Genomic DNA, 23054 nt, shown 5'->3' with positions numbered 1-23054 from the left:
GCGTGGGAAAGCGGATCGACTACTACGACGACCCCGAGGCGCCGACCGCGAACAGCCTCGTCCCGTCAGTGAACGTGTTCGTCGTCAACGAGCGCGACGAAGTCCTGATGATCTGCCGCACCGACAACGGCAACTGGGCCGTGCCCGGGGGCGCGGTGGACCTGGGCGAGTCCGTGCCACAGGCCGCCGTGCGGGAGACCCTGGAGGAAACCGGGATCACCTGCGAGATCACCGGAATCGCCGGGATCTACAGCGACCCGAAGCACATCATCTTCTACACGAGCGACGGTGAGGCCCGGCAGGAGTTCTCCATCGCCTTCACCGCCCGCCCCCTCGAAGGCGAGCCCACGCCGAGCGACGAGTCGAAGGAAGTCGTGTGGGTGCCCAAGAACGAACTGGGCGGTTACCAGATGGACCGCTCCATGCGCCTACGCGTGGACCACTTCCTCAGCGGAGGCCCCACCCACATCGGATGAACGGTCAACGCACCTCGGCCAGGCGTTGTTCGACGGAGCGCACCGACGCCGTCAGCAGCGGCGAGGAGCGCGTGATGGAGCGGTGAACCAGGTCCTCAGGCGCGTAGCGTTCCAGAATCTCCGACAGCCGACGCTCGACAGGCAGATGGACGCCGTCCGGCCCCGTGGTCATGTCGGAGTAGGTGAGCGCGTCCAACAGATCTCCCGGAGGAGCGGCGAACTCGTCCTTGAGAGGAGCGAGCAAGCCGCGTTCCTCAGCTTCGACCACAGCGCAGGAGTGGTAGGCCACCAAGGAGCACAGACCTTCGTCGGCCTCCTGGACCTCGCGCAAGTACCGCGCACCGTCGAGAGGATGGAAGCCCGTGGTCGCCAGATCCGGTGAGTACCCGATGTCATGCAACCAGGCAGAGGCTTCCACCAAGTCGGCGTCATCACCGAGCACGGCCCGCAGGGAACGCGCCTGTTCCGCTACCCCCTGGGAGTGCGCCCAGCGTCGGGGAAGCGGTCGTTCGAGCAGTTCTCGCGCGAGATCCCGCGCCCAGTGAACATGTCTCACATGTACCAGGCTAGCCGTCGGTCGTTTCGGCCCTCATAACGAACCGGCCCTTACCGTGCACGACGACGACGAGCCCGGTCCCCTCCAGTTCGGACAGGGCTTGACGAGCGGTACCCCGGGATACCTCGTACTCCCGGACGAGTGCGGCCTCACTAGGTAGGGCATCACCGGGAGCCAGTTCCCCGCTGGTGATCCGTTCCCTGAGGTCGGAGGCGATGCGCCGGTACTGGGCCGGAGGCGCCGAGTCAACGCCGGCACTTGCGCGTTCATCAGCGGTGCACACGACTCGCCCTGTTCCTGGGAGTGCTTTGATCAGCCGCTCCTTCTCCAAGGTGGCCAGAGCCCGGCGCACGGTGGTTCGCGCGACTCCGAACTCTTCACCGAGGGCCGCCTCAGAGGGCAGGGCTCCCCCAGGCGCGAACTCTCCACTGTCGATGCGGGACCGCAGGGCGTCCGCGATCTGGTGGTAGGTCCCCCAATGGGTGCGCGAGCTCAAGCGGGTTCCTCCGAGGCAGAACGGCGATCAACCTTGTCCACGATCAGGACAACGTTTCCAGGACATCAGTATGGGCGAGGGGCGTGCAGATCCGGCTCCGGAGGCAGAGGCGAGACACAGTCCCCGTACTCATAGTCGGACTCACTCAGCGGTGGCGCTCCCCACTCCTGTTGCACGGCGATCACCTCGCCCTGGCGCTCGACAGCCCGCCGTTCCCTGGCGGTGAGTCCGTCCGGGATCGGGTCCACCTCGGGCGTTCGGTCGCGGTGAGTCATGACTGCCGCCTCTGCGAAGGTATGGCGGGAGTAACGCCCCGGGTGCGCAGACGCTCTTCCAGTGCTTCGGGGCTGTACTCGATCTCGGTGCGCCAGGGAGCACACCGGTCGTAGGCGGTGGCCACCCAGAAGCGCCCGGTCCACACGATGCGATGGCTTCGCCCCCACCGCCGGCGCAACCGATCCAGGACGACGCCGGGTGGTTCCCAACGGTCGCCCCGGGTGTCCTCATGGTGACCGGTGTGGCCGGGGTCCCGCTGGCAGGTGCGTAGAAACCCCGAGGCGTCAAGTCGGGCCTCGCCGCAGAGAGGAGATCGGAAGCTCATGCGGCAACCGCCTCTCGGGAGATCTCCAGAAGGAGTTGCAGACCGAGGGTCGAGCGGTCGGCCGGCCGCGGCTTCTTCGCGTGCAGGACGTACGGCCGGACGATCTGCGCCCGTGGCGCGACCCCGTAGGGCGGAGGCGCAGGAGTGAACGGCAGGCGGTCGCACGTCCTGGGCGTGACAGGTCGGCGCTCTGTCGGTCCGCATGTCCGAAGGTGGGTGATCAAGTTCCGCATGGTGTCCCCTGGAACAGTCCGGGTCGGCCCAGCGGGATCGCAGGATGCGCCGGGCCCTCACATGCGGAAACGATGCTCTGAGTAAGCGGACATGTGTACCACGTATCGGACATCTACAGGGACGTCTAGGGACGTCTTCTGTTATCGTCGGGTCCCCGCACACCGGAGGACACCGCGACGTGAACGCTGCACTGCGCAATGCCCTGGCCGCATCCCAGCTCACCGAGACCGACGTAGCCGCTCACCTTGGAGTTGATCCCAAGACCGTCCGCCGATGGCTCTCCGGCCAACGGCCTTACCCTCGCCACCGCTGGGCGCTGGCAGATCTTCTCCAGGCCGACGAAAACACCCTCTGGCCAAAGAACAGGCGAGAAGATGAAGCACACGCACCCGGGTCCGAGCACGTTAAACGTGTCTATGCACACCGCTGGCAGGTACCCAGGGAAGTGTGGTGGGACCTGTTCAGCTCAGCAGAGCAAGAGATCGGCATCCTGGTCTACAGCGGGCTCTTCTTCGCAGACGATGCGGGCATGGTGGAACTTCTCGCCTCCCGAGCCCGCGATGGCGTGAAGGTTCGGATTCTGCTGGGAGACCCGGACTCGCCCCATGTGAAGCGGCGCAGCGAAGAGGAAGGCATCGGTGATGCGCTGGCGGCCCGAGCGCGCAACGCTCTGACCCTGCTCCGCCCACTCACAGATATCGACGGCGTCGAGATCCGGCTCCACTCCACCGTGTTGTACAACTCCATCTACTTGACCGAAAAGCGTGCACTGGTCAACCAGCACATCTACGGCCTACCGGCAGCCAAGTGTCCAACGGTCGACGTCCATCGAACCTCATCTCTCGACATACTGGAAATTTATTTCCATAGTTTCGAACTCACCTGGAAAGGTGCGCATCCAGGTGATGCGTGATACTCCCGTGGTTATTGCCGAGTTGAGACGTGTGGTGTGAATTAAGATAAAACTCACGGCAGTGACCCTACCCATACCCTCAGTCCTCACAAGATCCAGGGGTACCCACCCCTACATCTTGACAACGCTCCATCATGAAGTCCCATATATAGTGGCAGAAGGCTCTGTGGATGAGATTCTTGAAGGAGTGGGACTCGGCTCACCCGACCTACTTCCCTGCTGGAATTTCATGAGATAGAATGGGAACAGGAAAATGAAGAGGGCTGGTGAACCATGGGAAGAAAAAATGCTCCTCGAAACATTGGAATCGGGTCCATCTTAGACATTCGAGGCGAGACCACTGTTAGGGCACTAAGAAAGAAGAAACCACACGAAAAACCCTCATCGGTAGATGCAAAAAAGATCAATGGGGATTGGGTGATCGTCGGAAAAGAGATATCAAAGTCCAGTCGCAAGATTCGTGAAAAGTAATATAGGTGGTCATGCAGGACGATTCAGAATCTAGCGACAAGGGAAAATCCTCAGGCGAGGAGGAGGCGGCGCTCGAACTTCCTCAGGATTCGGAGGAACTTGAGGAAGCCGAACTGCTCGACCCTCAAGCGAAAAAAATACGCCAGATCGTCAGAAGAACTATCGTGGAGACGAGCGGACCTCTTCCGCAACCATCGATCCTCCGCGAATACGATGAAATTCTTCCCGGCCTTGCTGACCGCATCGTTTCCATGGCTGAATCTGAACAAAAGCATCGACACCGGATCGATGAAGTTGATTCAAGGATGCCATTTGAAATAGCAAAAAGGGGCCAGCGGTACGGGATGACGTCTGTCATCCTTGTAATTTCCCTTTCCGCAATCCTTGTCTTTCTTGGCCACCCTACAGCGGCCGTTGGGCTGGCCTCGGCCGTTTTGGTTGCGCTCGCAGCCGTCTTTGTTACTGGGCAATTTAGCTCAAGGAAAAAAGAAGGGAGTGAGGCTGCAGACGATGAAGAATTGGACAAATAATAACATTCAGAGAGCGTCTAAAAAATTATTGCCGAGTTGGGCTGTATGGGATCAAGGCGACGGCGCAAGCGCCGTCGCGGCGGCTCGCCGCCCGGCGAGGGCTGCGGGCTGCCGCCCGGTCCCTCGCTCGGTCGGCAGCCGCATCCTCTTGTCTCTATGAAGCGACCGCACGCGATCAGCGGACCCAGTCAGGGTCTGGTGGTACCAAGGGGCCGTGCCCCCTGGACCCCCCGGGCCCGCATGGAACCTGGCGCGACACAGGACGTGCGGGGGTACAGGCCGATCGCGCCAGAACCCATGCGGGATCGGAACCGTGGTGAAGGACCATCCGGGGTTGCTGAATCGGGGCGTAACGTGGGTGCGAACGCGCCGGCCCCGCAGGCGCATCCGTCCGCCCATCCGTGAGCAAGACCCGTCACTGACGCCGTGCCCGATACGTGCCCGTCAGGGAGGCGACGGAGGGGGACTCACGGTCACTCAGACGCTGATCGCCCGCTGTGGCCCAGGTCAAGGGTTCGCAGATCAGCCGGATTCCACGGCCTCGAATTCCCAAGCTGATAACGCGGGTTCGATTCCCGTCATCCGCTCCACGCATGAATAAGGCCAGGTAGTTCGGGGTTTTCCGAACACCTGGCCGAACTGCTTTCCGGGGCTCCGTCCAGGTCGCCGTGCCACATACGTGCCCGATGCTCAGACCGGAGCACCCGCCGAGGGCGGATCGCCGCCGTCGTCCGCACAGGTTCGCCGCAGTTCCTCGGCCGCCCTCTCCCCCAGCCGGTCCGCCACCTCCTGAGCACGTTCGTCCCGGGCGTGAAGGTAGATCATCGCCGCCCGGGGACTGGAGTGCCCCATCCTGTTCATCAGCTCCCGCAGGGACCCCCCGGCTCAGCCGCGTCGGTCCCGTGTCGTCCGACCGCACCGCGGCGTACTGCCGGGGCGAGCGCACGGCCTGACCCGCGTACGGGACATGCCGCCGCACCCACCCCGGCAGTGCGCCGGCGCGCGGGCCTATTCGTCGAACTCGATGTCCCACATGACGGTGCTGCCCTCGACGGAGGTCACCGTGACGGTGATGTAGCGGGTACCGCCGTTCTCGGAGAACTGGCAGCCCAGCTGGGCTCCCACCTCCGCGAGGAGGTACATCCCGTCGCAGACCATGTTCTCGGGGGAGTGCCCTGCCGCCTCCAGCACGGCGGTCGACTGGTTGATGACCTCCGTGTTGGTGACCTGGCCACCACTCGCCGCGCCGCTGGAACTGCCGTTGGAGGCCTCACCCGCGGGGGCGGCCTCCTCTTCGGGCGCGGTGTCCTCCTCGGGGGCGTCGCCCGCGGCGTCGCCGCCGGTGGTGTCGTCGACCACGACGTCCCACTGGACGTCGCCCCCCTCGACCGAGGTCGTCGTGACGGTCACCCCGAGGGTCTCGCCGCCGTGGGTGAGCTCGCAGCGGATCTCGGCACCCACCTCCGCGGGCAGGTCCTCGGGGCAGGTGAACTCGTCGGGAGTCTCGCCGACCTGCTCGGCCAGGATCTCGCTCGAGCGTTCGGCGACCTGCTCGGCGTCGACGGCGCCGGGGCCGCCGATGCTGAAGTCGAACGAGCAACCCGTGGACAGGAGCAGGGGAAGCGCTCCCAGTGCCGCTCCGGCGATGATTCCGTGACGTCTGTTCTGCCGCATCGCGGCCTCCTGGATCTTGGGGGACTTGCCACATGGAGTGACGCCAGGAACGGTGCGCTGGTTCGGCATCCGCGCGTTTCGATATGCCGTCACGCTCAGGTACCCGGTTCGACGACCGGGTACCTGGAGCGCGGACGGGAACCGGCCACGGGAACCGAGGAGTCGCTCTGCTGCCACGGCTTCGCTGGTCAGGGCATACCTGAACGCGAACCTGGCACGTGGGCGCCACCGCTGACGACCGCGGAACCGGCCAGGGCACCCGTGGGATGGTGCTCGCCGGCTGCCGACCCGGCCGGTTCCTCCCCAGCCGGGTCGCCACCGCCCGCGGCCGGTCCCCGCGGACCCGCTACCGGCGGTCGGCGGCGAAGCGGCGGCGCCAGGCCAGGGACACGTAGACCAGGGCGATGAGCACCGGCACCTCGATCAGCGGGCCGACGACCCCGGCCAGGGCCTGGCCCGAGGTGACGCCGAAGGTGGCGATGGCGACCGCGATGGCCAGCTCGAAGTTGTTGCCCGCCGCGGTGAAGGCCAGCGTCGTGGTGCGGTCGTAGTCCATCCCGATCGCCTTGGCGAAGGCGAAGGTGCCGAACCACACCAGGACGAAGTAGACCAGCAGCGGAACGGCGATGCGGGCCACGTCCAGCGGTCGGCTCGTGATGGTCCCGCCCTGCAGCGCGAAGAGCAGCACGATGGTGAACAGCAGCCCGTACAGCGCCCAGGGGCCGATCCGGGGCAGGAACGCCGACTCGTAGCGCTCCCGTCCCATCCGGCGCTCACCCAGGAAGCGGGTCAGGAAGCCCGCCGCCAGGGGTATGCCCAGGAAGATGACCACGTTCAGCGCGATCATCCACGGGGAGACGTCGATCCCGTCGGTGTCCAGGCCCAGCCAGCCGGGCAGCAGGTCGAGGTAGAACCAGCCCAGGAGTCCGAACGCGAGCACCTGGAACACGGAGTTCAGTGCGACCAGGACGGCGGCCGCCTCCCGGTTTCCGCAGGCCAGGTCGTTCCAGATGATGACCATCGCGATGCAGCGGGCCAGTCCGACGATGATGAGACCGGTCCGGTACTCCGGCAGGTCGGCGAGGAAGATCCAGGCGAGGGCGAACATCACCGCGGGGCCCACGACCCAGTTCACGACCAGGGAGGAGATGAGCAGCCGCCGGTCGCGGGTGACGGTGTCGAGCCGGTCGTAGCGGACCTTGGCCAGCACGGGGTACATCATGACGAGCAGGCCCAGGGCGATGGGCAGCGAGATCCCGCCCACCTCCAGGGCGGCCAGCGCGTCGTTCAGTCCGGGGACCAGGCGGCCCAGGCCGAGGCCGATCCCCATGGCGAGCAGGATCCACACCGCCAGGAAGCGGTCGAGTGTGGAGAGTCTGGCGGCGACGGAGCCGGTGTCCGGGGCCGTGGTGTCGGAGCGGGTCATGGGCAGGCCCTCTTGGTGTCGGCGGCGATGGTCGCACGGGCGGTCGCGGCCAGGTCGCCCAGCGCACCGGAGAGGGACTCCAGGGCCTCGGGACGCAGCCGGTAGTAGGTGAACCGACCGCAGGGCTCGGTCTCGACGAGGCCCGCCTCGCGGAGGACGCGCAGGTGGTTGGACAGGTTGGTCTGGCGCGCACCGGTCTCCTCGACCAGGTGCGTCGTACAGAGGGTCTCGTGGGCGAGCAGGGAGACGATGCGCATGCGCAGCGGGTCCCCCAGAACCCTGATGAGGTCAGTGTCCACTGATGTCAGCATGCACTGATGATGCCATATCATTCGGGACTGATACGAATCCTCCGCTGCCCCGGGCTCCCGCCGGGGGCACCCCCGGAAGAAGGTGGCACCCCATGACCGACCGGCCCTCCGTGCTGTTCGTCTGCGTCCACAACGCGGGCCGTTCCCAGATGGCCGCCGCCTGGCTGCGGCACCTGGCCGGCGACCGCGTGGAGGTGCGCTCGGCGGGCTCGGCCCCGGCCGACACCGTCAACCCCGCCGTCGTCGCGGCCATGGACGAGGTCGGCATCGACATCACCGACCAGAGGCCCAAGATCCTGACCACCGACGCGGTCGAGGCCTCCGACGTGTGCATCACCATGGGCTGCGGCGACGTGTGCCCGGTCTTTCCCGGCAAGCGCTACCTGGACTGGACCCTGCCGGATCCGGCGGGCCAGGGTGTGGCGGCCGTGCGGCCCATCCGCGACGAGATCGAGCAGCGTGTCCGCACGCTCCTGGCGGAGCTGGGCGTCTCCGTCTGACGCATCCGCCGCGCCCGGCCCCGCGACGGGCCGGGCCAGGACGCCCGCGGACGCCGGGGCCTGACCATCGGGCCCCGGCCGCCGGGCCCCAGGTGCCGAGCATCGGACCCCGACCGCCGGGCGCCGGGCATCGGGCGCCGTCATGGGCTGGAAAAAATATGTAGATCGGTCTAGTGTGACCCGCATGGGAACCAAGGGGACGGCCACACGTGCGCGGCTCATCGGGGGTGCGCGCGAACTGCTCGAGGCCCACGGCTACGCGGGAACAGGACTCAACCAGGTCCTGGCCGCCAGCGGGGCCCCACGGGGCTCGCTGTACTTCCACTTCCCCGGCGGCAAGGACGACCTGGTCACCGCGGCGCTGGAGGCCGCGGGCGCCGAGGTGGGCGCCGCACTCGCCGACCTGGCCGACGAGGCGCCCGACGCGGTCGCGCTCGCCCAGCGAATGATCGACCTGTTCACGGACAGGATGGTCGGGTCGGACTTCACCAAGGGCTGCCCGATCGCCGCCACCGCGGTCGACGTCGCCGCCACCAACGACCGCGTGCACGAGGTCTGCACGCGCGTCTACTCGTCCTGGCAGCGGGAGCTCGCGCTCCGGCTCGCCGCCGAGGGGCGCGACCCCGGGACCGCGGACGCGCAGGCCTGGTCCGCGCTCTCCCTCGTCGAGGGCGCCATCCTGCTCGCCCGGGCGACCCGCAGCCGCACTCCCCTGGACCGGGCCCGGGGGTCGGTCGCACTGCTGCTCAAGGACGACTGACCCCCCAGGACCAGCCCTCCGAACGACCCGGACACCGCCCCGGCACACAGTGATCCGGGCTCGCGAAGCGGGCTTGTGCGCCAAAAATATGTAGACCGATCTATAAAGGAGAACCATGCGACCTCTCCACGCGGAAACGAACCCACGGGCCCTCGTGCTCGGGGCGACCGGACTCATCGGGCGCTGGCTCCTGGCGGAGCTGCTGCACGACGGCCAGGCCGCGGCCGCCGGTACCCGCAGCGGCGGCAGCGAGGAGGCCCTGCTCTCCTGGCTCCGCGAGCACTCCGTACCCACCACACGACTCACCACTGTCCGCGTCGACCTCGCCAGGCCCGACCTCGGACTCGACGACGCCGACGCGCGACGGCTGCGGGACGTGCGCGACGTCTACAACTGCGCCGGGAGCTACCGCTTCGGCATGGACCGTGAGGAGTCCCGGGCGGCCAACGTCGACAGCGCGCTGCACGCGCTCACCTGGGCGTCGCGCCGGCCCGGGCTGCGGCGCGCGGTCCACGTCACCGGGTACCGCGCGGGCGCGGTCCTGACCGCTCCACCCACGCCGGCCGAGGCGGACCGGCTCTACCGGGAGCGCGGCGCCTACGAGGCGGCCAAGATCGAGGCCGACGCCCTCGTGCGCGACCTCGCCGCGCGCGAGGGCGTTCCGCTGAGCATCGTCAACCCCTCGACCGTCATCGGCGACTCCGAGACGGGCGAGTCCGGGCAGTACATCGGCCTGGCCCAGACCGTCCGCGACCTCTGGCGCGGACGGCTACCGCTCCTGCCGGGCGGGTCGTCGACCTTCGTGCCGGTGGTGACCGTCGACCACCTCGCGCGCTTCCTCGCCGCGGTCCCGGGCCACGACTCCGCCGGAGCCGGTGCCGGTCCCGGTGCCGTTCGCGCCCACTGGGTGCTGGACGACGGCACTCCCCCTCTGCACGAACTCCTCCGCGGGCTCGCCGCGCACCTGGGCGTCCGGGCCCCGTGGGGCAGGGTGCCGGTCGGGCTGCTGCGCCGCCTGCCGCGCGGGCTGACCGGCGTCGAACCCGAGACCCTGACCTTCCTCAGCGCCGACCGCTACGACACGGCATCGGCCGACGCCCTGGCCCGCGCGGCGGGCCTGTCCCATCCGCCGGTGTGGCCCGCGCTCCGGCTCTGGGCCGACCGGCTGGTCGCCGAGGACTTCGGTGACGGCCCCCGGCCCCGGCCCGTACGCACCGCGGGCCCGTGAGCCGGCACGGCGACCGCCTCCGCGGCGACCGCACGCGGGCGGTGCGCCCTCGCCCGCCCTGGTCCCGCCCCTGACGGGAACGTCGGCCGTCCTGAGGGGCGGGCCGCAGGGCCTGCCCCTCCGGCCTTCCCCGTGGGCCGGTCGAATCACAAGGAACCGGATGTCCCCACGGATCAGTCCAGATATCGCAGGAACCAGCCGCCGACACCGCCCAGAACAGCACCGGCCATCGTTCCCGTCCCCATGCCCAACAGCAGAAGCACGGGAGCCGGCCACTCGGCGGGCGCCGCGGAAGCACCCAGGAAGATCACGGGCATGGCTCCGGCCCAGGCCAGGGCACTGGCCCCCACCCACCGCCATGGATGGGCCACCCGCCGGCGGAGCACGAGCGCCTGCGCCGCGCCGAGGGCCGCACCCATGAGCGCGCCCAACGAAGCCGCGAGACCGACCACGACCGGCACGGCCGGTTCGGTCATGCCTTCCGTGTCGGACAGCACCGACGGCAGTGAGCCGGCGGCCCAGCCCAGGCCCGCGACCACGACCGTCGCCACGATCCACGGGACGGCCGTGCCGGGCAGCCACCGCCGCAGACCCAGGGCCTGCGCGGACCCCAGGACCAGCCCCTCCACCAGGCCGCCCGCCAGGACGAGGCCGACCACGCCCGCGACCCCCGGAGCACCGGCCGGTTCGCCGACAAGGGCCTGCGACACCACGACGGCGCCGACGGCGGCGGTCATGCCCACGGCTTCGGCACCGGCGCACAGCAGGACCCACAGGCCGACCGAGGGCGGAGCGGCGGTCCGCGCCGGAACCGCCGCCCCACCCGGTGCCGTTCCCGCGCTGTCATCCATTCGAGCGACCTCCTCCGACCGCCCCAGCGTCTCCCCTGCGCGCGGCCCTGCCCAGGGTCGATCGACCCCATCAGGGCAGGCCGCCGTCCAGCCCCGGCGCGTCCGGGCGCACCCTGAGACGGCCCGGCGCGGACCGGCGTACCCGGAAGCAGCCCCGCCAGCGGCCGGGACCGGCCGGAGACCGCGCGGCCCGCGACGGGTCGGATCGGCGACAGGGCCGTGGGAGCTGTACGATCGGTGCGGCCAATCCTCCCTCATCCGTGCCCCCGGGCAGCGTGCGGCGGGGCCCACGGCGACCACGGAAACGGACACTCATGGACGTCGAGGCAACCCAGGTGATGACCCGCACGGGTCAGTTCACCACCCCTGTCAGCTGGGAGACCCCCGTGCGCAGCCGGCTGGCCGCGGCGATCGACCGGCTGTCGGGCCCCCTGGCCGAACTGGTCGAACGCGACGCCAACGACGGAGACACCCGCCTGCTGGTCGCCGACTTCCTCAGTGTCGGCCTGAACTACAGCAAGTACCAGGAGCTGACGACCGAGTACCGCACGAGCGGCGACTCCGTCGACTACGCGATCATCCTCGACGGCGACGTGTTCGCCCCGGTCGAGGTGAAGGGTGTCGGCCAGGAGCTGGACATCCGCAACATCCAGATGGCCCGCCGGGTCGCCGCCGAACAGGGCGCGCGCTGGATCGTGCTCACCAACGGGCGGCTGTGGAAGGTGTACCACCTGCGCCCCCAGGAGGACGGTGACTCGACCCAGCCGGTGCCGGTGATCGACGTCGACCTCATGGACCGCGACTCGCACGAGCGCACGGTCGATCTGCTGTTCCACCTCACCCACGAGGCCGTCGAGCACGGTCGGCTGGACGCGCTGCGCCGCTGGCGCGAGTCGACCGAGGCCGCGCCGCTCGCCCGGATCCTGCGGTGGGACACGGTGGTGTCGGCGATCCTCGCCGAGCTCCGCGAGGTGTCCGAGCACCCGGGTCACGCCGGGGACGCCGCCGAGGTGCTCCGCGCGCTGACCGAGGAGGTCATCGCCAAGGGCCTGCTGCCCGCCGGCGACGAGGGGAACGACGAGGCCGAGGAGGCCTGAGCGCACACGCTTCACGACCCGCCCGCCCCGGCTCCGCCGCGGGCGGGCCTCGTCGTGTGCCGCCGCCCCGGCCCCTTCGCGGTGTCGCGAACCCGGAATCCTGTCCACACCCTGTGGACGGATCTGGCTGAGCGCGACACCGTCCACACCCTGTGGACAGGACCGGACCCCGGCAGGCCCCTGTCGGCGACCGCGCGGAACCGACTCCTGCAAGCCGTGGGTGGGGTCGGGCTCTGAGCACGGCTCCGAACGCTCGGGCGGCGCCGGGCCGCGCGGCGTCTGCGCTTACCCCCATTGACAGGGGTGGCCGCTCCCACGACCATGCGTCTGGGAGCGCTCCCAACCTCCGCGGCGGCCGACCGGTCGCCCACCCCCAGCGGAAGGAAGCCATGACCACCCCGACCAGGGTGCTCGCGCTCAGCGCGTGCGCCGCCCTCACCTGCGGCCTTCTCACGGCCGCACCCGCCAGCGCCGCCGACGACCCCGTCGAGCAGATCGTCAACGGCGACTTCTCCGACGGCGCCACCGGATGGTGGGCCAGCGCCGGCATCGAGATGGGCGTCATCGACGGCGCCCTGTGCGCCGACGTCCCCGGAGGAACCGAGAATCCCTGGGACGCCATCATCGGACAGGACGGCGTCCCCCTCCAGGCCGACGAGTCCTACGACTTCACCTACACCGCCTCCGGAGCGGACGGAGTCGTCGTGCGGGCGCTCGTCCAGGAACCCGTCGACCCCTGGCGCACCGAACTGGACGAACGCCCGGCCCTCGGCGCCGATCCCGCCCGCTTCGAGCACGTCTTCACCGCCTCCACGGACATGCCCGACGCCCAGGTCGCCTTCCAGATCGGCGGCGCCGCCGAGGACTGGACCTTCTGCCTGGACGACGTGTCCCTGCTCGGCGGGGCCGAACCCCCCGTGTACGAGCCCGACACCGGCCCCCGCGTACGCGTGAACCAGGTCGGCTACCTGCCGCAGGGCCCCAAGAACGCCACCGTGGTCACCGACGCCGAGCAGCCCCTGCCCTGGGATCTGGCCGACGCCGACGGCACCGTCGTGGCCGAGGGCGAGACCGTTCCCCGGGGTGTGGACCCGAGTTCCGACCAGAGCGTGCACTCGGTCGACTTCGGCGGGTTCACACAGGCGGGCACCGGCTTCACCCTGACCGCTGACGGCGAGACGAGCCACCCGTTCGACATCGCCGCCGACCCCTACGCAGACCTGGCGACCGACGCCCTGGACTTCTACTACACGCAGCGCAGCGGCATCGAGATCAGCGACGAGATCGCCCCCGGCTACGGCCGCCCGGCCGGTCACGCCGGAGTCGAGCCCAACCAGGGGGACACCGAGGTCACCTGCCATCCCGACACCCCCTGCGACTACTCCCTGGACGTCTCCGGCGGCTGGTACGACGCCGGGGACCACGGGAAGTACGTGGTGAACGGCGGCATCTCCGTCCACCAGCTGATGAGCGTGTACGAGCGGGCGCACCACGCCCCCACCGGCGATCCCGACCGGGTCGCCGACTCGACTCTCGCGATCCCGGAGCGGGACAACGGCGTGCCCGACGTCCTGGACGAGGCGCGCTGGGAAATGGAGTTCCTGCTCAGCATGCAGGTGCCCGAGGGCGAGGAGCTGGCGGGGATGGCGCACCACAAGGTGCACGACGCCGCGTGGACGGGCCTGCCGCTCATGCCCGACCGCGATCCACAGCCCCGCTACCTGCACCCGCCGTCGACGGCGGCCACCCTGAACCTGGCCGCCACCGCCGCCCAGTGCGCCCGGGTGTTCGCACCCTACGACGCCGACTTCGCCGACACCTGCGCGCAGGCGGGCGAGGCCGCCTGGGACGCGGCCCTGGCGCACCCCGACCGCTTCGCCGAGGCCGGCGGTGAAGGCGGTGGCCCCTACGACGACGACACCGTGGCCGACGAGTTCTACTGGGCGGCGGCCGAGCTGTACCTCACCACGGGCGCGGCGGAGTACGAGGACGCCGTGACCGGCTCGGAGCTGCACACCGGCGGGGCCTTCACCGCCTCGGCCTTCGACTGGCGCTGGACCGCGCCCCTGGGACGGCTCCAGCTCGCGACCGTCCCCAACACCCTCGACGGCCGCGACGAGGTCCGCGCGTCCGTGGTGGCCGCCGCCGACCAGTACCTGGCGGCCGCCGAAGAGCACCCGTACGGCCTGGTCCTGAACCCGGAGGACGGGGTCCTCGTGTGGGGGTCCAACGGACTGGTCCTCAACACCATGGTCGTCCTGGCGAGCGCCTACGACCTGACCGGGGAGGCGCGCTACCGCGACGCCGTCCTGGAGGGGATGGACTACGTGCTGGGGCGCAACGCGCTCAACCAGTCCTACGTGACCGGGTACGGCGAGAACGACGCGGTCAACCAGCACAGCCGGTGGTACGCCGCCCAGCTGGACCCGTCGCTGCCCCCGCCGCCCGACGGCACGCTGTCGGGCGGACCGAACTCCGACACCGCCACCTGGGACCCGGTCAGCCGGGCCAACCTGACCGGTTGCGCACCGCAGTTCTGCTACATCGACCACATCGACGCGTGGTCGACCAACGAGTTGACGATCAACTGGAACTCGGCGCTGGCGTGGGTGTCGGCGTTCGTCACCGACCAGGGCGAGGCGGCGCCCCCGGCCGCGCCGACCTGCGAGGTGGACTACACGGTGCACGGCGCGTGGGACAGCGGGTTCACCACCCAGGTGACGATCCGCAACACCGGGGACGAGCCCGTGGACGGCTGGGAACTCGGGTGGTCGTTCACCGGCGGGCAGTCGGTGGGCCGGCACTGGAGCGGTGAGCTGGAGCAGTCGGGCCCCCGCGTGACCACACGGGACCTGGGCTGGAACGCGGCGATCGAGCCCGGGGAGCAGACGACGTTCGGCTTCGTCGGCACGCGCTCGGGCGGACCCGACCCGGCCCCCGAGCTGTTCCGCCTCAACGGAGCGGTCTGCGGCTAGGGCCTGTTTGGAAAGTCAGAGCCATTCGTTGATGGCAGCGATCTGGACGGTGGCCTCGTAGCGAAGGGCGAGCTTGTCATAGCGCGTGGCCACCGCCCGGTTGCGTTTGAGCCGGTTGATCCCGCACTCCACCGCGTGCCGGGCCCGGTAGTCGACCTTGTCGAAGCCGGGCGGACGACCCCCACTCCGCCCCTTGCGTTTGCGGTTGCGCACCCGGTCGGCGGGTTCGGGAATCGTCGCTCTGATCTTGCGTCTGCGCAGGTAGGCACGGATCTTCTTCGAGCTGTAGGCCTTATCCGCGCGTACCCGCACCGGCCGGGTGCGCGCCGGACCACTGCGATCCCGCCCCGCCACGCGGATACGTTCCATGACCGGCTCGAACTGAGGGGCGTCCCCGCGCTGGCCGGCCGTGACCACCACCGACAAGGGCTTTTGGCGCTGCTCGCAGGCCAGGTGGATCTTGGTGGTCCACCCGCCCCGCGAGCGTCCCAGAGCGTGGTCGTCGGGCTCGTCCGTTTCGTGATCTGGGCCCTCCCCCTTTTCGCGGCTCCGGCGGCGTGCTGGTGGGCGCGCACGATGGTGGAGTCGACGTTGACCTGCCAGGTGATCAGGCCCGCCGCGTCGGCCAGGGCGCGCAGGGCGTCCAAAATTCGGGCCCAGGTGCCGTTGCGGGTCCAGCGGCGGAAGAGGTCGTAGACGCTCTGCCAGGGGCCGTAGCGCTCGGGTACGTCGCGCCAGGGGGCGCCGGCCCGCACCCGCCAGCGGATGCCGTTGATCAGGGTGCGCTTGGAGCGCGAGGGCGGACGGCCGGTGGCCGGCACGGGCAGGAGCGGTTCGAGCACAGACCATTGGGCGTCGGTGAGGTCACCGCGCCCGGGGCCGGGTAGGGTCACAGCGAAGCCTTCGGTGGGCTTGGTCTTCTTGGTCGTTGACTGATCTACCGAAGGCTTCGCCTATGTGCGGGGTGACACGCCTGGCGTGACCAGATCGGTGCTTTTGCCCCTGATCACACCAGTTACCAAACAGGCCCTAGGCGCGGCGCGGAACTCGCCCTCAGGGCGCCCGCGGGGAGGGGCCGGCACGGTGCCGGGCCCTCCCCGGCCGGGTGCGCGGTGGCGGGCGGCGGTGCCCGTCACCGGCCACGCGTCGTCGCCTGTCGGCCGTCGGCCGTCGGCTTTCCGGCCCTACCGCAGGGGGACCCGCAGTACGCGGTCGTCCCCGTCCTCGGGCGACCCGCGGCCGTCGAGGTTGCTGGTGGTGAGCCACAGCGCGTCGCCGCCCGGCTCGGCGACCACCGTGCGCAGGCGCCCGTGGTCGTCCTCGAAGTACGCCTCCGGCTCGCCGAGTCCGCCCTCGCCGTCCAGAGGAACCCGCCACAGGCGCTCGCCGCGCAGCGCGGCCACCCACAGGGCGTCGTCCGCGATGGCCGCGCCGCTGGGCGAAGCCTCCGTGGGCGACCACGTCAGCAGGGGGTCGGTGTACTCGTCCCCTCCGCCGGGGCCCTCCACCTCCGGCCACCCGTAGTTCGCTCCCGGCTCGATCAGGTTGACCTCGTCGAGCGCGTCGGCCCCGAACTCGGTCGCGTACAGGCGCCCGTCGGCGTCCCAGGCCAGACCCTGCACGTTGCGGTGCCCGTAGCTGTACACGTGGTTGTCGAACGGGTTGCCCTCGGCGGGCTCGCCGTCGCCGGTGACGCGCAGGATCTTGCCCGCCGGCGAGTCGGTGTCCTGGGCCAGGGGCCCCTGGGCGGCGTCGCCGGTGCCCACGTACAGCAGGTCGTCGGGGCCGAAGGCGATGCGGCCGCCGTTGTGGCTGCCCGCCTTCGGCAGGCCGTCCAGGATGACGTCGGCCCGGCCCAGCTCGCCCTCGTCGGCGTCGTACCCGATCCGGCTGATCCGGTTGTCGGACCGCGCCGTGTAGTACACGTACACGTACGGGTCGTCGGGGAACGCCGGATCGACGGCCAGCCCCAGGAGGCCGCCCTCTCCGCCGGGCACGACCCCCTCCACCCGCCCGGCTCCGGTCACGGTGCCGTCGGCCGCCACGTGCGCGACCTCCGCGGAGTCGCGCTGGGCGACGAGCGCCGATCCGTCCGGGAGGAAGCCCACTCCCCACGGGACCTCCAGGCCGGTGGCCAGGTCCGCGGGCTCGCCGGGTTCCCCGGAGCCGGTCCCCGGGGCCTCCTGGTCGGTGCTCTCCCTCCCCGGCGAGCCGGACTCTTCCGGCGCCGGCGGCGTGTTGGTCCCGTCCGTCGCGCACGCGCCCGCCAACAGCAGGACACCGAGCACCGCGGCGGTTCTGGAGCGGTGTCCGCTATGTGCCATACCGCTCCCCTGCCCCGCCCACCGCGGCCCTAACTCCCGCCCGGGTCCGCGACCCGGGTGCCGCGCCCGCTCACATCACTCGCGCGGCTTCGACGCCACGTAGACCGTGTTGGTGGCGGGTCGGTCCTGGTACGGGTTGGGGAAGCTGACGACCTCGGCGCGTACGCCGGTGAACTCCCCGCGCAGGACGTCCATGTAGGCCTCGTCGGGCGGGTCGTTGGACCACAGGGTGAACACGCCGCCGGGCCGCAGGTGCTCGGCGAGCCGGCGTGTGCCCTCCGCCTCGTAGAAGGGGGCGTGGGCGGGGTTCAGCAGGTGGCGGGGCGAGTGATCGATGTCCACGACCACCGCGTGGTAGCGGGCTCCGGGCGAGCCGGGCTCCAGCCCGCCGGCCGGGTCGGCGGCGCGGGCGAAGAAGTCGCCCTGGGACAGGTGGCAGCGCGGGTCGGCGCTCAGCGTCTCCCCGGCCGGGATGAGCTTCTCCTCGTGCCAGTCGATCACCTCCTGGAGCGCCTCCACCACCACGAGGGAGCGGACGGCGTCGTCCTCCAGGACGGTGAGCGCGGTGTGGCCGAGCCCGAGCCCGCCCACGGCGACGTCGAAGCCGCCCTCGGGCGGCGGGCCGGCGGACCGCAGCGCGGCGAGGGCGATCCGTGCGACCTCCACCTCCGCGGCGACGAACAGGCTCGACATCAGGAACTCGTCGTCGAGCTTGATCTCGTAGACGTCGGCGCGCGCGGCGGGGTCCCAGCGCCGGCGCAGGCTGATCTCCCCCATCGGGGTGGCGCGCCAGCCCAGTTCCTGGATGCGTAGGCTCATCGGACTCCCTTGTCACTGCGGCGGTCGTGGACCCGTCCTCCGACCCTACGGGCCCCGCGCGCCGCGACCGCTCGTCGACGCCGGGGCCGCCACCGCTCACCCCCGCTCGGCGACCGAACGGCCTTCCTCCAGCTCGTGCAGCAGGCGTTCGACGTCGGTGAGCAGGGACCCGCGCACGTGCCAGGCGTGCTCGTCCCTCCCGCGTTCCAGATCCTCCTGGCACCGGTCGACGGTCTCCTTGGCCGACTCCAGCCGCCGGCTGAGGCCGTGCGGGACACGGTCGCTCTCCCAGGCCCGGTCCTCGTGCAGCGTCCACAGCACGTCCGAGACCGCGTCGAGCAGGCCGCCGTACGCACGCAGGAAGTCCTCGCTCTGCGCGGGCAGCCGACTCGTGCCCCGCTCCAGGGTGTCGAGCGTGCTCGTGATGGACCGCAGGTGCCAGGACGCGCGGTCCAGGGCGTTGATCCAGTCCCGGTAGGTCCGCAGGCTGACCGTGGAGCCGCTCCGGGCCAGGGCCCGGCGCGGATTGAACCGGAACCGCTCGTCCTGGCTCTCCACGGCGGCCCGGGCGTTCTCCCTCGTGGCGGACAGGCTTCGGGCGATCCTGACCCAGCGGCGGGTGTCCAGTCCCTCCCGCCCCTCGCGCAGTCCCTCGGCGATCTCGTCGACGAGGTAGGCCATCGCGTCGGCGAACCCGCGCACCGCGTCCTCGGCGTCCCGGAAGCGGACGGACGGGGCGAGGACGAGCTGGGTCAGCAGGGCCGAGGCCGAGCCCACGCAGACCATGATCAGGATCTCGCCCAGCGACGCCGCGCTCGCCGCGGTTCCTCCGGCGAACGCGAACGCCGCCACCACGGGGATCTGTCGCCCCTGCTCCCGGAACAGGGACGCCTGTCCCACGACCAGGGCCGCCAGGACGACCAGGGCGAACGCCCACAGGTGCACGCCGACCGTGAGACCTGCGGCCCCGGCGGCCAACACCCCGAGGAAGACCGCGGCGACGTAGCGGCTGGAGTCGAGCACGGACCGGTAGACGCTGGGGCGGACCACCAGCAGAGCGGAGAACGGCGCGAAGGCCACCTGCGAGCTGTCCATGATCAGGGCCGCCACCGCCCAGGCGAGTGTGGACGCGACCACACTCCGCAGGATGAGGACCACCCGCTCGCGCTCGCGGCCCCGTCCGCGGACGGCGCGCCGCAGGCTCTGCCCCAGGTGTTCGCCCAGCACGGCGTCTCCTCGGTTCCTCGCTCCCGCGGCCCGGCCCCGCCGCCGACCGCGTCCCCCGTCGTGTACCCGTCCGTCTGCCCCGAGGGCGACAGGGCGAAACGGCGGGTCCGCTGGCCGGGCCGGAGCACGTATGACGGGCGGCCCGCCCGGGTAGCGCCCCCGTTGAGGCCGGACACCCGTCGAAGAGAGGAGGAGGACCATGGCTCACCACGATCCCGAGGTGGACAAGGTCTGGGACGACTTCCACTCCATGGTGAACATGACCGGGGAGGAGCTGCGGGTGTGGCTGCTCACGGACGCCTCCGGCGAGAAGTCCTTCGAGCAGCCCGAACCCGATCTGAACGTCTCCAGCCAAGGCGAGGAGATCGTGGCGGTCCTCGACAAGCGCAAGGCCGACGTCACGGAGTCCGACGTCCGGCTGATGGGCGACGTGGCGCGCTTCGTCCACGACGAGCTGGCCGAACCGAACCGTGAGGACCCGGGCTGGCGCCGCCGCCTGATGTCGGTGGGCCACGACCCGCTGCGGCCGGACTCGGTCTGGCCCGGTGAGGAGGGCGCGCCGTAGGCCGTCCGTATCGCCCCGGGCCGTTCCGACCGCCCGGACGGTTCGGGCCTCCCGGGCCGCCTACATGCGGACCAGCACGAGCACACCGCAGGACCAGCCGAGCAGCGGCAGGACGGCCCAGCCCGCCCGCGACTCCAGGTCCGCCACGAGTTCGTCGACGGCCCGGTGGTGGTCGTCGGGCACCGCGTCCCTGGGTTGCCGGTCCAAGTCGTCGATCGCCGCCAGGGACGCGGGCCGCCCGCCCTCGGCGGCCTCCGGCCCACCAGTGGCGGGCGGGTCGGAGGGCTCCGAGGGCTCCGGGGGCTCCGGGGGCTCCGGGGGCCCGGCGGTCGCCGAGGCTTCGGAGGATTCCGGTGGGGCGGTGCGCGACGCGCGGTCGAGGACGGGCAGCTCCGCTCCGTGCACCGTGTCCCCGATGTCGTCCAGGAGGTCCCCGCCCTCCGGTTCCCCTGCGCTCCGCCGCTCGGGCGCGTGGAAACCGAAGTAGGCGGTCACGGCCCTGCGGGCGTCGCCCAGCCCGTCCGCGAATCCAGTCACACCGCTCCCCCGTTCCCGGACACCGACGACGGCCCACCGGTCCCGACCGGGCCGTCCAAGGGATCCATCGTCCCCTGCTGGACGGTCCAGCAGGTCGGCCTGTCCGGAATCGGACACCCGGCGCGAACCCCGCGCCCTCCAGGCGGCCGCCGGTCAGGATCGCCAGTACGGCACCGACCACGGCGATGGCGACCGTCTCCCGGGTGAGGCGGGCCACGTCGATGCTTGTACCGAGCCGGTCCGCGCCGCTTGGCTGATGTCACTCGTCAAAGGCCCGGCCCGACGGTACGGCTCGAGACCAAGGCACGGGCCGCGATCCGCAGCTGCGCTTCCCACACCGCCTCCTCAAGCCCCAGTGTGTACTCGATGCAACACGCGCATGGCGGGAGGAGCGCCAGGAATGCTCTCTCTTCAGCGGTCTCGACCTCTACCTGCGACCACTCGTCCGATGCCGATTCGGCGAGGGCTACCTCCCCGGCGATGAATCTCGTGGCCAGCCTTCGCAGCGCATACCGTCGGGCCAAGTGGTGATCGGGTATCGCGATCCCCGATTCTGCGAGAGCCTGCTCAAACGCGTCGCGGATGTACCGAGGATCGGCAAGGCGTGGCAGACCGGCAAGCTCGCACAGGGCGGGGGTGTCTACACCCGCCGCGATTGCCTGGGCAGCGGTCATCGGCAGGTCTTCCGGACACATCTGATCCGCCTGATACAGCCATGCCGCCTCTTCCAGAGGCAGATAGGCGCCGCATGCGGGGTCGTCGGATTCGGACGCGTTTCCTATTGCCGCCATGGTGCATGCGAGGCTAGCACTGCAGGCGAGGGCGCCCGGATTCTGACCGCACCAGCAGATTGCTCTGCGGGCCGACCCGGCACTCGTGCCGTTTTCCTGCACGGCAGTCGGTGTGGCGTTCTGGGCTTTGACGTGGCCGATCGACCTGGACATCCACCGGATTCCAGCCAACACGGCGAAGGCCGAGCCCGAACACTGGCACTTCGACTTCCGTTACCTGTACCGGATCGAGGAGTCGTCCGTTCAGCTCCAGGCCGAGGAGGTCGGGGGCCACGCTTGGCATCCGCACACAGAGATTCCGCAGGAACGGCTGGCGCAGAAGTTGGCTCGGGTTCTCGGCGACTGAGCAGGGAACTGGCTTGGGCCGCACCGAACACCTCGCGCTGGTGCGGCCTCCACGCTGGCTCACAGTCAGCCCAGTAGCGCGATGAAGGGTTGGACGAGGGTACCGGCCGCAGTGGCGAGGGCGTAGCCGACCCACGGCCAGCCGACGGGGCGGCTGCGGGGCCTGCGGTGGCTCGCCGGGCGGCGGGGGCGGTCCGAGCGGCGCGGGAGCGGCGGGCGCTCGCGCCTGGGGCGGGGAATGCGCACGGGTTCGGGTACCGGTGCGGGTCCGTCACCTGGCCGGGAAGCGGGGTCGGGCTCCCTGCGCGGGCGGGACTCCCCTTGGAGGCGGGGTTCCGCGGGCTCGGCCTCGGCCATCCACAGGGGCAGGTCGCCGTGGACGAGCCGGTGTCGCAGCCGAGGAGTGTCGGGCATCTGAGCCAGGAGCGCGCGTTCCCTCGGGGTCCGGCCCAGCGAAGCGAGCGGGGCCGCAGGAGCGGCCGAGGGACGCGAGGGAAGCGTGGGACGGCTGAATCGCCGCCCCCTGGGCGCGTTCAGAACTCGGCGCATGTCCGGGGCGATACCGGAGGCCGGGGCGGACGTCGCCGTCGTCATACCGTCTCCCGAAGTGTGGGATAGGTGAACTCCGCCCAGATCACGGTGCCGAGGACACTGTGCGTGCCGGTACCGGACCAGCGCTGGGTGCCCCACTCCGTGGCCAGGTGGTCGATGAGCAGCAGGCCGCGGCCACGTTCGGCCTCCTCCCACTCCTCAGCCGTGCGCTGGGCGGGGATCATCGGCCGGGAGTCCACGGGCCCGTCGTCGATGACGGACAACCGGAGCGTGGTCTCCCAGGTGGTGACGACAGGCGTGGACAGGATGCGCATCACCGTCCCGTCGGGCCGCCCGGACCTGCTGTGGGCGACGGCGTTGGCGAACGCCTCGCTCGCACACAGGGCGGTGCTGTCGACCAGGTCGTCGGGGATCCCGACGAGTTCGGCGAGGTCCGCACGCATGTCGGCGCGGACGCGGGCCGCGATCGCGGGCCTTCCGGGGTAGAGGCGCGCTGCCCAGCGCCGCCCCGGGTAGGCGGGCGTCGGACTCTGCGATACAACAGGCATGTCGGTGACTCCTCAGTTCTGCACGAATTGACCCGCCGACCATGCCCTGGGGGTGTTACCAGCACCCGCCAGGGCTTCGTCGCACCTCGTCTTAGGGCACGTTGCCAGCGAGAACAGCCGGTTCTCAGCACGTCGATCTCCCTGAACTCCCGTGCTAGCGGGGCGAACCAGCCATAGTTAGAGTATGACCCTGAGTAATCTCATTGGCAAGGCTAACTGGCAACTCTAATTAGATGGGACGTTTATG

23 protein-coding genes and 1 pseudogene are annotated in these 23054 nt (G+C 70.3%); 10 read left to right on the top strand and 14 right to left on the bottom strand.

Features of this window, described 5'->3' with window-relative positions:
- Positions 1 to 2 precede the first annotated feature (2 nt).
- A complete protein-coding gene (locus tag M1P99_RS13485) occupies positions 3 to 476 on the top strand; it encodes an NUDIX hydrolase (protein ID WP_304453000.1) in 474 nt (157 codons plus the stop codon).
- A 4-nt stretch (positions 477 to 480) separates the two neighbouring features.
- On the opposite strand, the gene M1P99_RS13480 is transcribed toward M1P99_RS13485, so the two are convergent.
- Both M1P99_RS13480 and M1P99_RS13475 read right to left on the bottom strand, forming a co-directional pair.
- On the bottom strand, positions 481 to 993 hold the full coding sequence (locus M1P99_RS13480) for an HD domain-containing protein (RefSeq protein ID WP_304455682.1): 513 nt from the start codon (positions 991 to 993) through the stop codon (positions 481 to 483).
- 49 nt (positions 994 to 1042) lie between these two features.
- On the bottom strand, positions 1043 to 1528 hold the full coding sequence (locus tag M1P99_RS13475; protein WP_304452999.1) for a GntR family transcriptional regulator: 486 nt from the start codon (positions 1526 to 1528) through the stop codon (positions 1043 to 1045).
- Positions 1529 to 2541: 1013 nt separating this feature from the next.
- Between M1P99_RS13475 and M1P99_RS13470 the strand changes: the two genes are divergently transcribed.
- The gene (locus tag M1P99_RS13470) at positions 2542 to 3276 is read left to right on the top strand and encodes an XRE family transcriptional regulator (RefSeq protein WP_304452998.1); all 735 of its coding nucleotides are present in this window, start codon (positions 2542 to 2544) and stop codon (positions 3274 to 3276) included.
- 482 nt (positions 3277 to 3758) lie between these two features.
- Complete coding sequence (locus M1P99_RS13465) at positions 3759 to 4277, top strand: DUF2335 domain-containing protein (protein ID WP_304455681.1); 519 nt, start codon at positions 3759 to 3761, stop codon at positions 4275 to 4277.
- Between the two features lie 1008 nt (positions 4278 to 5285).
- Here M1P99_RS13465 and M1P99_RS13460 read toward each other — a convergent pair.
- The 3 genes from M1P99_RS13460 to M1P99_RS13450 form a co-directional block, all read right to left on the bottom strand.
- On the bottom strand, positions 5286 to 5951 hold the full coding sequence (locus tag M1P99_RS13460; RefSeq protein ID WP_304452997.1) for a DUF4333 domain-containing protein: 666 nt from the start codon (positions 5949 to 5951) through the stop codon (positions 5286 to 5288).
- Positions 5952 to 6297: 346 nt separating this feature from the next.
- Positions 6298 to 7377 (bottom strand): ACR3 family arsenite efflux transporter, encoded by a 1080-nt coding sequence (gene arsB, locus M1P99_RS13455; RefSeq protein WP_304452996.1) that lies wholly within the window; start codon positions 7375 to 7377, stop codon positions 6298 to 6300.
- Positions 7374 to 7688, bottom strand: coding sequence for a helix-turn-helix transcriptional regulator (locus tag M1P99_RS13450; RefSeq protein WP_304452995.1), 315 nt, complete (start codon positions 7686 to 7688; stop codon positions 7374 to 7376). The genes arsB and M1P99_RS13450 overlap by 4 nt, the downstream gene beginning before the upstream one ends.
- A 92-nt stretch (positions 7689 to 7780) precedes the next feature.
- Here M1P99_RS13450 and M1P99_RS13445 point away from each other — a divergent pair, with 92 nt between their 5' ends.
- The 3 genes from M1P99_RS13445 to M1P99_RS13435 all read left to right on the top strand — a co-directional run bounded on the left by M1P99_RS13445 (position 7781) and on the right by M1P99_RS13435 (position 10176).
- Entirely contained in the window at positions 7781 to 8188 is a 408-nt protein-coding gene (locus M1P99_RS13445; protein ID WP_304452994.1) for an arsenate reductase ArsC, read from the top strand.
- 184 nt (positions 8189 to 8372) lie between these two features.
- Complete coding sequence (locus M1P99_RS13440) at positions 8373 to 8948, top strand: TetR/AcrR family transcriptional regulator (RefSeq protein ID WP_304452993.1); 576 nt, start codon at positions 8373 to 8375, stop codon at positions 8946 to 8948.
- Positions 8949 to 9063: 115 nt separating this feature from the next.
- Positions 9064 to 10176, top strand: coding sequence for an SDR family oxidoreductase (locus M1P99_RS13435; protein WP_304452992.1), 1113 nt, complete (start codon positions 9064 to 9066; stop codon positions 10174 to 10176).
- 173 nt (positions 10177 to 10349) lie between these two features.
- On the opposite strand, the gene M1P99_RS13430 is transcribed toward M1P99_RS13435, so the two are convergent.
- Positions 10350 to 11027 (bottom strand): hypothetical protein, encoded by a 678-nt coding sequence (locus tag M1P99_RS13430; protein ID WP_304452991.1) that lies wholly within the window; start codon positions 11025 to 11027, stop codon positions 10350 to 10352.
- Positions 11028 to 11341: 314 nt separating this feature from the next.
- On the opposite strand from M1P99_RS13430, the gene M1P99_RS13425 reads away from it, so the two are divergent.
- Together M1P99_RS13425 and M1P99_RS13420 are read left to right on the top strand one after the other, a co-directional pair.
- Positions 11342 to 12124 carry a hypothetical protein gene (locus M1P99_RS13425; RefSeq protein ID WP_304452990.1) on the top strand — a complete coding sequence of 261 codons (783 nt, stop codon included), beginning with the start codon at positions 11342 to 11344 and terminating at the stop codon, positions 12122 to 12124.
- Between the two features lie 389 nt (positions 12125 to 12513).
- On the top strand, positions 12514 to 15099 hold the full coding sequence (locus M1P99_RS13420; protein ID WP_304452989.1) for a glycoside hydrolase family 9 protein: 2586 nt from the start codon (positions 12514 to 12516) through the stop codon (positions 15097 to 15099).
- 15 nt (positions 15100 to 15114) lie between these two features.
- On the opposite strand, the pseudogene M1P99_RS13415 reads toward M1P99_RS13420, so the two are convergent.
- From M1P99_RS13415 to M1P99_RS13400, 4 genes and pseudogenes are all read right to left on the bottom strand, one after another.
- Positions 15115 to 15992: pseudogene (locus tag M1P99_RS13415) on the bottom strand (IS5 family transposase).
- 291 nt (positions 15993 to 16283) lie between these two features.
- Positions 16284 to 17423 (bottom strand): sorbosone dehydrogenase family protein, encoded by a 1140-nt coding sequence (locus M1P99_RS13410; protein WP_304452988.1) that lies wholly within the window; start codon positions 17421 to 17423, stop codon positions 16284 to 16286.
- Positions 17424 to 17498: 75 nt separating this feature from the next.
- Positions 17499 to 18242, bottom strand: coding sequence for a spermidine synthase (locus tag M1P99_RS13405; protein WP_304452987.1), 744 nt, complete (start codon positions 18240 to 18242; stop codon positions 17499 to 17501).
- A 96-nt stretch (positions 18243 to 18338) separates the two neighbouring features.
- Positions 18339 to 19469 (bottom strand): aromatic acid exporter family protein, encoded by a 1131-nt coding sequence (locus tag M1P99_RS13400; RefSeq protein WP_304452986.1) that lies wholly within the window; start codon positions 19467 to 19469, stop codon positions 18339 to 18341.
- Between the two features lie 199 nt (positions 19470 to 19668).
- On the opposite strand from M1P99_RS13400, the gene M1P99_RS13395 reads away from it, so the two are divergent.
- Positions 19669 to 20034 carry a DUF3140 domain-containing protein gene (locus tag M1P99_RS13395; protein ID WP_304452985.1) on the top strand — a complete coding sequence of 122 codons (366 nt, stop codon included), beginning with the start codon at positions 19669 to 19671 and terminating at the stop codon, positions 20032 to 20034.
- 60 nt (positions 20035 to 20094) lie between these two features.
- Here M1P99_RS13395 and M1P99_RS13390 read toward each other — a convergent pair whose 3' ends face one another.
- A complete protein-coding gene (locus tag M1P99_RS13390; protein WP_304452984.1) occupies positions 20095 to 20571 on the bottom strand; it encodes a hypothetical protein in 477 nt (158 codons plus the stop codon).
- A gap of 266 nt (positions 20572 to 20837) precedes the next feature.
- Entirely contained in the window at positions 20838 to 21362 is a 525-nt protein-coding gene (locus M1P99_RS13385) for a hypothetical protein (RefSeq protein WP_304452983.1), read from the bottom strand.
- Positions 21363 to 21474: 112 nt separating this feature from the next.
- Between M1P99_RS13385 and M1P99_RS13380 the strand changes: the two genes are divergently transcribed.
- The gene (locus tag M1P99_RS13380; RefSeq protein ID WP_304452982.1) at positions 21475 to 21708 is read left to right on the top strand and encodes a hypothetical protein; all 234 of its coding nucleotides are present in this window, start codon (positions 21475 to 21477) and stop codon (positions 21706 to 21708) included.
- Between the two features lie 65 nt (positions 21709 to 21773).
- Here the strand turns inward: M1P99_RS13380 and M1P99_RS13375 are convergent, their stop codons facing one another.
- Positions 21774 to 22121: a hypothetical protein gene (locus M1P99_RS13375; RefSeq protein WP_304452981.1), complete on the bottom strand. Its 348-nt coding sequence runs from the start codon at positions 22119 to 22121 to the stop codon at positions 21774 to 21776.
- Positions 22122 to 22297: 176 nt separating this feature from the next.
- On the bottom strand, positions 22298 to 22807 hold the full coding sequence (locus tag M1P99_RS13370; protein WP_304452980.1) for an ATP-binding protein: 510 nt from the start codon (positions 22805 to 22807) through the stop codon (positions 22298 to 22300).
- Positions 22808 to 23054: the final 247 nt, after the last annotated feature.

The organism is Nocardiopsis sp. YSL2 (assembly GCF_030555055.1).
Lineage (GTDB): Bacteria > Actinomycetota > Actinomycetes > Streptosporangiales > Streptosporangiaceae > Nocardiopsis.
The sequence above is the reverse complement of the archived record's forward strand: the minus strand, read 5'-3'. Positions and strand labels throughout refer to the sequence as shown.